Genomic DNA, 8,047 nt, shown 5'->3' on the forward strand with positions numbered 1-8,047 from the left:
AGACGGCACCCGGGGGCGTCGGCGAGGTGGGTGCAGCCGCGCGGGCACTCGGTGGTCGCCTCGGTGAGCTCCGGGAACGCCGCGATGAGACCGTCCCGGTCGACGTGGGCGAGTCCGAAGCTGCGCACGCCGGGGGTGTCGATGAGCCAGCCGCCGGTCGTCAGGGGCAGGCAGACGGCCGACGACGACGTGTGCCGACCGCGTCCGGTGACGTCGTTGACGTGGCCGGTGGCGCGATCGGCGGCGGGCACGAGCGCGTTCGTCAGCGTCGATTTGCCGACCCCGGAATGGCCGACGAGTACGCTGATGTGATCGGCGAGGCGACCGGCGACGGCGTCGTCGGAGAGCGTGCCGTCGTCGCGCAGCCCCGAGGAGACGATGTCGACGTCGGCCATCGAGAAGCGGCGCTCGATGTCGGCGGGGGAAGCGAGGTCGGTCTTCGTCACGACGATGAGCGGGGTGATCCCCGCATCGATCGCCGCGGCCAGCGCACGGTCGATGAGGCCGTAGGAGGGCTCGGGGTCGATGGTGGCGGTGACGATGCCCATGATGTCGACGTTGGCGACGATGACGCGCTCGGTCGGGTCGGTGTCGTCGGCGCTGCGGCGCAGCAGGGTGCGGCGCGGAGTGATCTCGACGAGGCGCGCGAGTGTGCCCTCGTCGCCCGAGGTGTCGCCGACGACCTTGACGATATCGCCGGGCACGACGGCCTGACGGCGCAGATGCGACGCCCGCACGGCGGTGACGGCACGGCCGTCCTCGGGAAAAGCGCCGGCATCGTCGGCGAGCACGATCCGATAGCGCCCCCGGTCGACGGCGGTGACGAGGCCGAGGGCCGCGGAGTCGTGGCTCGGGCGGTTCTTCGTCCGCGGCCGCGACCCTTTGCGGTTGGGCCGCGGACGATAGTCCTCGTCACGGAAGATGCGCGCCATCTCAGGCTCCGTGGCCCAGCATGTCCTCCCACAGGAGGGTGAACTCCGGCAGCGTCTTCGCCACGGTGCCGGCATTCTCGATGACGATGCCCTCGGTAACGAGCGCGAGGACGGCCCCGGCCATGACCATGCGGTGGTCGTGGTACGTGTGCCAGGTGCCCGCACCCGGTCGGGCTCCCGTGATCGTCAGCGCCGCGGGCTCTTCATCGACTCTCACGCCGAGGGCGGTGAGCTCGCGGGTCAGAGCCGCGAGACGGTCGGTCTCATGGCCGCGCAGATGCCCGATCCCGGACAGGTGCGAGGTGCCGGGAGCCACTGCGGCGACGGCGGCGACGACGGGGGTGAGTTCGCCGACGGCGGAGAGATCGAGGTCGACGGGGCGCAGGCGCTCGGGGCCGCGCACCCGCAGACCGTGCCGATCGAGGTCGACGGCCGCGCCGAACGCCTCGGCGATGCGGCGGAAGTCGTCACCGGCCTGGGTCGTGTGCACCGGCCACCCGGTGATCGTCACCTCACCGCCGGTGACGAGGGCGGCGGCGAGGAAGGCCGCCGCGTTCGACAGGTCGGGTTCGACGACGACGTCGAGACCGCGCGGCAGGCCGGGTTCGACGACCCAGTGCTCGTCCTCGGGTTCGCTGACGTCGACTCCCGCATCGGCGAGGACCTCGAGCGTCATGTCGACATGGGGTCGGCTCGGCACGGCCTGCCCGGTGTTGCGCAGCTCGAGTCCCAGCGGCATCGCCGGAGCCGCGAGGAGCAGACCGGAGACGAACTGGCTCGAGGCGCCGGCTGCGATCTCGAGGTGACCGCCGCGCAGGGCGGATCCGGCATGGATCGTCAGCGGCAGCGAGCCTCCGGTCGCGGTGATGTCCGCGCCGAGGCGGGTGAGCGAATCGATCGTCACATCCATCGGCCGCGCCCTGGCCTGCTCGTCGCCGTCGATGACGACCTCACGACCGGTGGCCGCGGCGATCGGGGGCACGAAGCGCATGACGGTGCCGGCCAGCCCGCAGTCGACGACCGCGGGCCCGGCGGTGGCCGCGGCGGAGAAGTCGATGGGAGTCACGTGGAGTGCCCCGTCGACCTCGGTGATCTGCGCGCCGAGGCTGCCGAGCGCGGCGATCATCAGCTGCGTGTCCCGGCTGGCGAGCCATCCGCGGATGACGGAGTCGGACTCCGCGAGGGCGGCGAGGACGAGATAGCGGTTGGTCAGCGACTTCGAACCGGGGACCGTGACGACGGCGCTGACCGCGTCGGGCGCCCTGGGCGGACGCCAGTCGCCGGTGACGGGCAGGGGAGGCTCAGTCGACGCCAAGGGCACTCATTGCCTGCTTCGACGTGTTCTCGACCGAGGACCAGAGGTCTTCGGCGGCATGCTGTGTGCGCCACCACAGACCCGGCTTGCCGTCGGTGTCGACGCTGGCGAGCAGTGCGCCGCCGAGCATCGAGGTGCGGGTGAGCGTGCGTTCGAGGCGCTCGCGCTTCTCCTCCTTCGACGTCGCCTTCTCCGCGGCGATGCGCTCACCGATCGTGTCGAGCAGATAGGTGCCGACGAGCACCGAGGCGCTGAGCCGGGGGAAGCGTCCGATCGCCAGCAGCGAGCCGGCGGCGACCTGGGCGGCACCGGTGGCCCGCGCGACCGTCGTGGCGTCGAACGGGATGTCGACGCGCTTGCGCGCCTGGGCGAGCAGCGGGCCGATCGAGGCGGTGGCCGCTTCGGGGTGCCGGAGACGGCTGATGCCGTTGCTGATGTAGCCGGCGGCGAGCATGGGGCGGGCGATGAGACGAATGGGAGACACAGGGTTCCTTTCTGCGACTGTTGTCGGGCATCTCACCCGCAAGCATAGCCGCTGTCAGGGAATATCGGGACAGCACCGAAACGTTGACAGGACAATGTGAATGACCGGTCGTGCGCCGCGCCCCACCAGGGGTCGGCAGGCGCTCGGACACAAGCCGGGTGAGGAGGACTTTCGTGAGTGCCACTGCCGTGTTGGAGAGAACGGGCGTACCATTGTCGGTGATGACCGAATCAGTCAAAGAAGTCGACGAAACCGAGGCCGAGCGCTCGGCCCGTTTCGAGCGCGACGCTCTCGAATACCTCAACCAGCTCTACGCTGCGGCGCTGAGGATGACGCGGAATCCCGCCGATGCCGAAGACCTCGTGCAGGAGGCGTATGCGAAGGCCTACGCCGCCTTCCACCAGTACACTCCCGGCACGAACCTCAAGGCGTGGCTCTACCGGATCCTCACCAACACCTTCATCAACAACTACCGCAAGAAGCAGCGCCAGCCGCAGGAGCACGGCAGCGAGGACATCGAGGACTGGCAGATCGCTCAGGCCGCGAGCCACACCTCCTCCGAGGGGCGCTCGGCCGAGCTCGAAGCCCTCGACCACCTGCCCGACTCCGACATCAAGGACGCCCTCTCGGCTCTGCCCGAGGACTTCCGCATGGTCGTCTACTACGCCGATGTCGAAGGCCTGCCGTACAAGGAGATCGCGGAGATCATGGACACCCCGATCGGCACCGTGATGTCGCGCCTGCACCGCGGACGCCGACAGCTGCGCGAGATGCTCGCGGAATACGCTGCCGACCGCGGCTTCGGCACCAAGGACGCCGAGGGAGGTGCGAAGTGAACAACGGAGACTGCTGCGAGAGCATGCGGGCTGAATCCCTCATGCGCATCTACCATTACCTCGACGGGGAGCTGACGACGACCGAGATCCGCGAGATCTCGGTCCATCTCGAGCACTGCCCGGCCTGCCACGACGAGTACGAGATCGAAGCGATGCTCAAGGAGGTCGTGCGCCGGTCCTGCGGTCGGGAGGAGGCTCCTCTGGGACTCAAGGAGAAGATCCGGCGGCGCATCGCCGTCGAGCAGGTGCGCTGGCAGCGCTGAGCGCACCGAGAACGAAGGCGGGGAGAGTCATGATGACTCTCCCCGCCTTCGTCGTGCACCCGGTGGTGCACTGAATTCTCAGCTGTTCGGACGCTTGCCGTGGTTGGCATTCGAACGACGGCGATCGCGGCGCTTGCGGCCTCGCTTGCTCATAGCGGTTCTCCTTCGATTGGACGGTTCATTGTTTCACGATCCCGTGACCGGGACCAAGTTCACGGCACGCGTGTGCTCACCAGCCGGTGCGGAGTCCCTCCGGCCGGTCTCAGGCGTCGTCGCCGATGACGTCGCGCACGCCCAGCCACGGGAACCACCCGCGATGGAGGACGAGCCAGGCGAGCAGTCCGTACCCCTCCTGGGCGGGCAGCCGGTCGTGGGAGGAGGCGAGTTCGCGCTGCCACACGGGATGGCCGTGGAGCGGCGTGAACGTGTCGACGTAGGCGATGCCGCGGCGCTTCGCGACATCGGAGAAGCTCGTGTTGAGTTCGGCGATCCCGCGGTTGCGGTCGGACCCGTGATCCGGGGGAGGGCCGATGACGAACGCGGAGACCTTCCGCGACAGAGCCTCGTCGAGGACGTTGGCGACGTCGAGGCGGGCCCGGGCGACCGAGCGCCCGGAATCGAGGTCACCGGTGCCGAGGGCGAGGACGAGGCGGTTGTCGCCCTCGGGGCTGAAGCGCAGGGACGCCTCGGCCATCGCCCGCGAGTGGAGGCCCGCGGAGTCCTCGCTGCCGACGGCCAGGGGGTAGACGCGCAGGCCGGGCAGACTCGGCAGAGTCCGTGCGGTGACTCTGCCGACCCAGCCGAGACCGCGGCCATCGCCGTGGCCGGCGACCAGGGGGCCACCGACCACGGCGATCGTCGTCGAGGTCTCCGAACTCACTTCTGGAGGACCCGCCCGACGACCTCCTGCTGCTGGAGTTCGTGCACGTTCTTCAGACCCGTCGCCGTCGACGCCGAGGCGGGACGGGAGACGAGGGTGAGATCGCGCCCACCGAGGAGGGGAGTGAGGTTGAGGGCCATGAACGGCCACGCACCCTGGTTCTCCGGCTCCTCCTGCGCCCACACGAGCTGGGCATCGGCCGGGTAGCGGTCGAGCACCGCGGTGATCGCCTCTTCGTCGAGCGGGTAGAGCTGCTCGACGCGCACGAGCGCGGTCGTGTCGTCGCCGTTCTTCTCCCGCTGCGCGAGCAGCTCCCAGTAGAGCTTGCCGGAGACGAGCACGACCTTCTTGACCTTGTCCGCGTCGACGGCCGGGTCGTCGATGATCGCCTCGAACTTCCCGGAGGTGAAGTCCTCGGGCGAGTTCGCCGCCGCCTTGAGGCGCAGCATCGACTTCGGGGTGAAGACGATGAGCGGCCGCTTGTTCGGCGTCAGCGCGTGACGGCGCATGAGGTGGAAGTACGAGGCACCCGAGGACGGGTAGGCCACGGTCATGTTCGACTCCGCGCACAGCTGGAGGTAGCGCTCGATGCGCGCCGAGGAGTGGTCGGGTCCCTGACCTTCGTAGCCGTGCGGGAGGAGCATGACGACACCGGAGTTCTGCTGCCACTTCTGCTCGGAGGAGGAGACGAACTCGTCGATGACCGACTGCGCCCCCTGGGCGAAGTCGCCGAACTGCGCCTCCCACGCCACGAGGGCGTCCTTGCGCTCGACCGAGTAGCCGTACTCGAAGCCCACGGCCGCGTACTCGCTCAGCAGCGAATCGTAGACGTAGAACCGGGCCTGGTCGTCGCTGAGGTTCTGCAGCGGCGTCCACTCGTTGCCGTTGACGGAGTCGATGAGCACGGAGTGACGCTGGACGAACGTGCCGCGGCGCGAATCCTGGCCGGCCAGACGGACGGGGACGCCGTCCATGAGGAGCGAGCCGAAGGTGATGAGCTCGGCGAAGCCCCAGTCGATGCCGCCGTGCAGCGCCATCTCCTTGCGCTTCTCGAGCAGCGCGCGCAGCTTCTTGTGCACCGTGAAGCCCTCGGGGATGTCGACGAAGGCATCGCCGATGCGGGTCAGCGTCTCCGTGCTGATCGCCGTCGAGACGTCGTTGAGCGCTTCGATGTCGCTGGGCTGATGCGGGGCGTTGAACGCCGAGCCCTTGCCCGAGCCGGACTCCGCGGCCTTCGTCTCGGCGAACGCGGACTCCAGCTTCGACTGGTAGTCCTTGAGCGCCTCGGCGGCCTCATCGTCGGTGATGCACTTCCTGCCGACGAGAGACTCGGTGTAGAGCTTGCGCACCGACCCCTTCTTCTCGATGAGGGAGTACATGAGCGGCTGTGTCATCGACGGATCGTCGCCCTCGTTGTGGCCGCGGCGGCGGTAGCAGACGAGGTCGATGACGACGTCGCGGTTGAATTCCTGGCGGTACTCGAAGGCGAGGCGGGCCGCGCGGACCACGGCTTCGGGGTCGTCCCCGTTGACGTGGAGGATCGGGGCGTTGATCGACTTCGCGATGTCCGTGCAGTAGAACGACGAGCGCGCCGAAGCGGGCGGTGTCGTGAATCCGACCTGGTTGTTGATGATGATGTGGATCGTCCCGCCCGTGCGGTAGCCGCGCAGCTCGGAGAGGTTGAGCGTCTCGGCGACGACACCCTGACCGGCGAAGGCGGCATCACCGTGGACGAGGACGGGAAGCACGGTGAAGCCGGACTCACCCTGGTCGATGACGTCCTGCTTGGCGCGCACGATGCCTTCGAGGACGGGGTCGACCGTCTCGAGGTGGCTGGGGTTCGCGGCGACGTAGACGTTCGTCGAGTTGCCCGAGGGCGAGGTGAACGAGCCCTGCGTGCCGAGGTGGTACTTGACGTCTCCGGAGCCCTGGACGCTGTCGGGTGACATCGTGCCGTCGAACTCGCGGAACATCTGGGCGTACGACTTGCCGGCGATGTTGGTGAGCACATTGAGCCGACCGCGGTGGGCCATGCCGATCGCGACTTCCTCGAGTCCGGCGTCGGCGGACTGGTTGAGGACCTCGTCAAGGAGGACGATCGCGGACTCGCCGCCTTCGAGGCTGAAGCGCTTCTGCCCGATGTACTTCGTCTGCAGGAACGTCTCGAACGCCTCGGCGGCGTTGAGGCGGCCGAGGATGTGGCCCTGCTCCGACCGGGTGAACTCCTGGTGGGGGACCTCGATCTTCGCCTGGAACCAGCGGCGCTGCAGCGGGTCGGCGATGTGCATGTACTCGAAGCCGATCGTGCGGCAGTAGCTCTCACGGAGCAGGCCGAGGATGTTGCGGAAGGGCATCATCGGCTTGGCGCCGAACCCGCCGGTGGGGAACTCGCGCTCGAGATCCCACAGGGTCAGTCCGTGCTGGTTGATGTCGAGGTCCGGATGCGAGCGCTGCCGGTAGACGAGCGGATCGATGTTGGCCATGAGGTGGCCGCGGGTCCGGTAGGCGTCGATGAGCTCGATGACGCGGGCGGTCTTGTTGACGTCGTCCTGGTCCTCGGCGGAGACGTCGGGCACCCAGCGCACCGGCTCGTACGGCAGGCGCAGGGACTCGAAGACGTCGTCGTAGAAGCCGTCCTCGCCGAGCAGGTAGCCGTGGACGAGCTTGAGGAACTCGCCGGAGCCGGCGCCCTGGATGACGCGGTGGTCGTACGTCGAGGTCAGGGTCAGCACCTTCGAGACGGCGAGGTCGTTGATCGTGCGCTGGCTCGCCCCTTGGAACTCGGCCGGGTAGTCGAGTGCGCCGACGCCGATGATCGCGCCCTGGCCCTTGGTCAGCCGGGGGATCGAGTGGACGGTGCCGATGCCGCCGGGGTTCGTCAGCGACACCGTGGTGCCGGCGAAGTCGTCAGCGGTGAGCTTGCCCTTGCGAGCCTTCTCGACGAGACCGTCGTAGGCGTCGACGAACTGGCGGAACGTCAGCGTCTCGGCGGCCTTGACATTGGGGACGAGCAGCGAGCGCGTGCCGTCCTTCTTCGGCACGTCGATCGCAAGGCCGAAGTTGATGTGGGCCGGGGAGACCATCGCCGGCTTGCCGTCGCGCACGTCGTAGGAGACGTTCATGCTCGGGAAGTTCTTCAGCGCCCGGATCACGGCGAAGCCGATGAGGTGGGTGAAGGAGACCTTGCCGCCGCGGGTGCGCTTGAGGTGCGAGTTGATGACGATGCGGTTGTCGATGAGCGCCTTGGCCGGCAGGGCGCGCACCGAGGTCGCCGTCGGCACCTCGAGCGACTCCTCCATGTTCTTCGCGATGAGCTTCGCGGGGCCGCGCAGCGGGG

General features: G+C 68.6%; 7 protein-coding genes. 2 read left to right on the plus strand and 5 right to left on the minus strand.

Annotated features, from left to right (window positions below):
- The 3 genes from rsgA to FFS20_RS17285 form a co-directional block, all read right to left on the minus strand.
- Positions 1-932: ribosome small subunit-dependent GTPase A (rsgA, locus tag FFS20_RS17275; RefSeq protein WP_137827016.1), on the minus strand; the 932-nt coding region annotated here is incomplete at its 3' end.
- Between the two features lies 1 nt (position 933).
- A complete protein-coding gene (aroA, locus tag FFS20_RS17280; RefSeq protein ID WP_349290536.1) occupies positions 934-2,247 on the minus strand; it encodes a 3-phosphoshikimate 1-carboxyvinyltransferase in 1,314 nt (437 codons plus the stop codon).
- Complete coding sequence (locus FFS20_RS17285; protein ID WP_137827017.1) at positions 2,234-2,731, minus strand: DoxX family protein; 498 nt, start codon at positions 2,729-2,731, stop codon at positions 2,234-2,236. Before FFS20_RS17285 ends, aroA begins: the two co-directional genes overlap by 14 nt.
- Before the next feature lie 188 nt (positions 2,732-2,919).
- Between FFS20_RS17285 and FFS20_RS17290 the strand changes: the two genes are divergently transcribed.
- Together FFS20_RS17290 and rsrA are read left to right on the plus strand one after the other, a co-directional pair.
- Entirely contained in the window at positions 2,920-3,567 is a 648-nt protein-coding gene (locus FFS20_RS17290) for a sigma-70 family RNA polymerase sigma factor (RefSeq protein WP_283202145.1), read from the plus strand.
- 23 nt (positions 3,568-3,590) lie between these two features.
- Entirely contained in the window at positions 3,591-3,830 is a 240-nt protein-coding gene (rsrA, locus tag FFS20_RS17295; RefSeq protein WP_171007131.1) for a mycothiol system anti-sigma-R factor, read from the plus strand.
- Between the two features lie 262 nt (positions 3,831-4,092).
- Here rsrA and FFS20_RS17305 read toward each other — a convergent pair whose 3' ends face one another.
- Both FFS20_RS17305 and FFS20_RS17310 read right to left on the minus strand, forming a co-directional pair.
- Entirely contained in the window at positions 4,093-4,710 is a 618-nt protein-coding gene (locus FFS20_RS17305) for a GDSL-type esterase/lipase family protein (protein ID WP_137827020.1), read from the minus strand.
- The coding region (locus FFS20_RS17310) for a multifunctional oxoglutarate decarboxylase/oxoglutarate dehydrogenase thiamine pyrophosphate-binding subunit/dihydrolipoyllysine-residue succinyltransferase subunit (protein WP_137827021.1) at positions 4,707-8,047 on the minus strand (3,341 nt) is incomplete at its 5' end. The genes FFS20_RS17305 and FFS20_RS17310, both read right to left, overlap by 4 nt.

Origin of the sequence: Brevibacterium sp. 2SA (assembly GCF_005502845.1) — a bacterium.
In the GTDB taxonomy this organism is placed as follows: domain Bacteria; phylum Actinomycetota; class Actinomycetes; order Actinomycetales; family Brevibacteriaceae; genus Brevibacterium.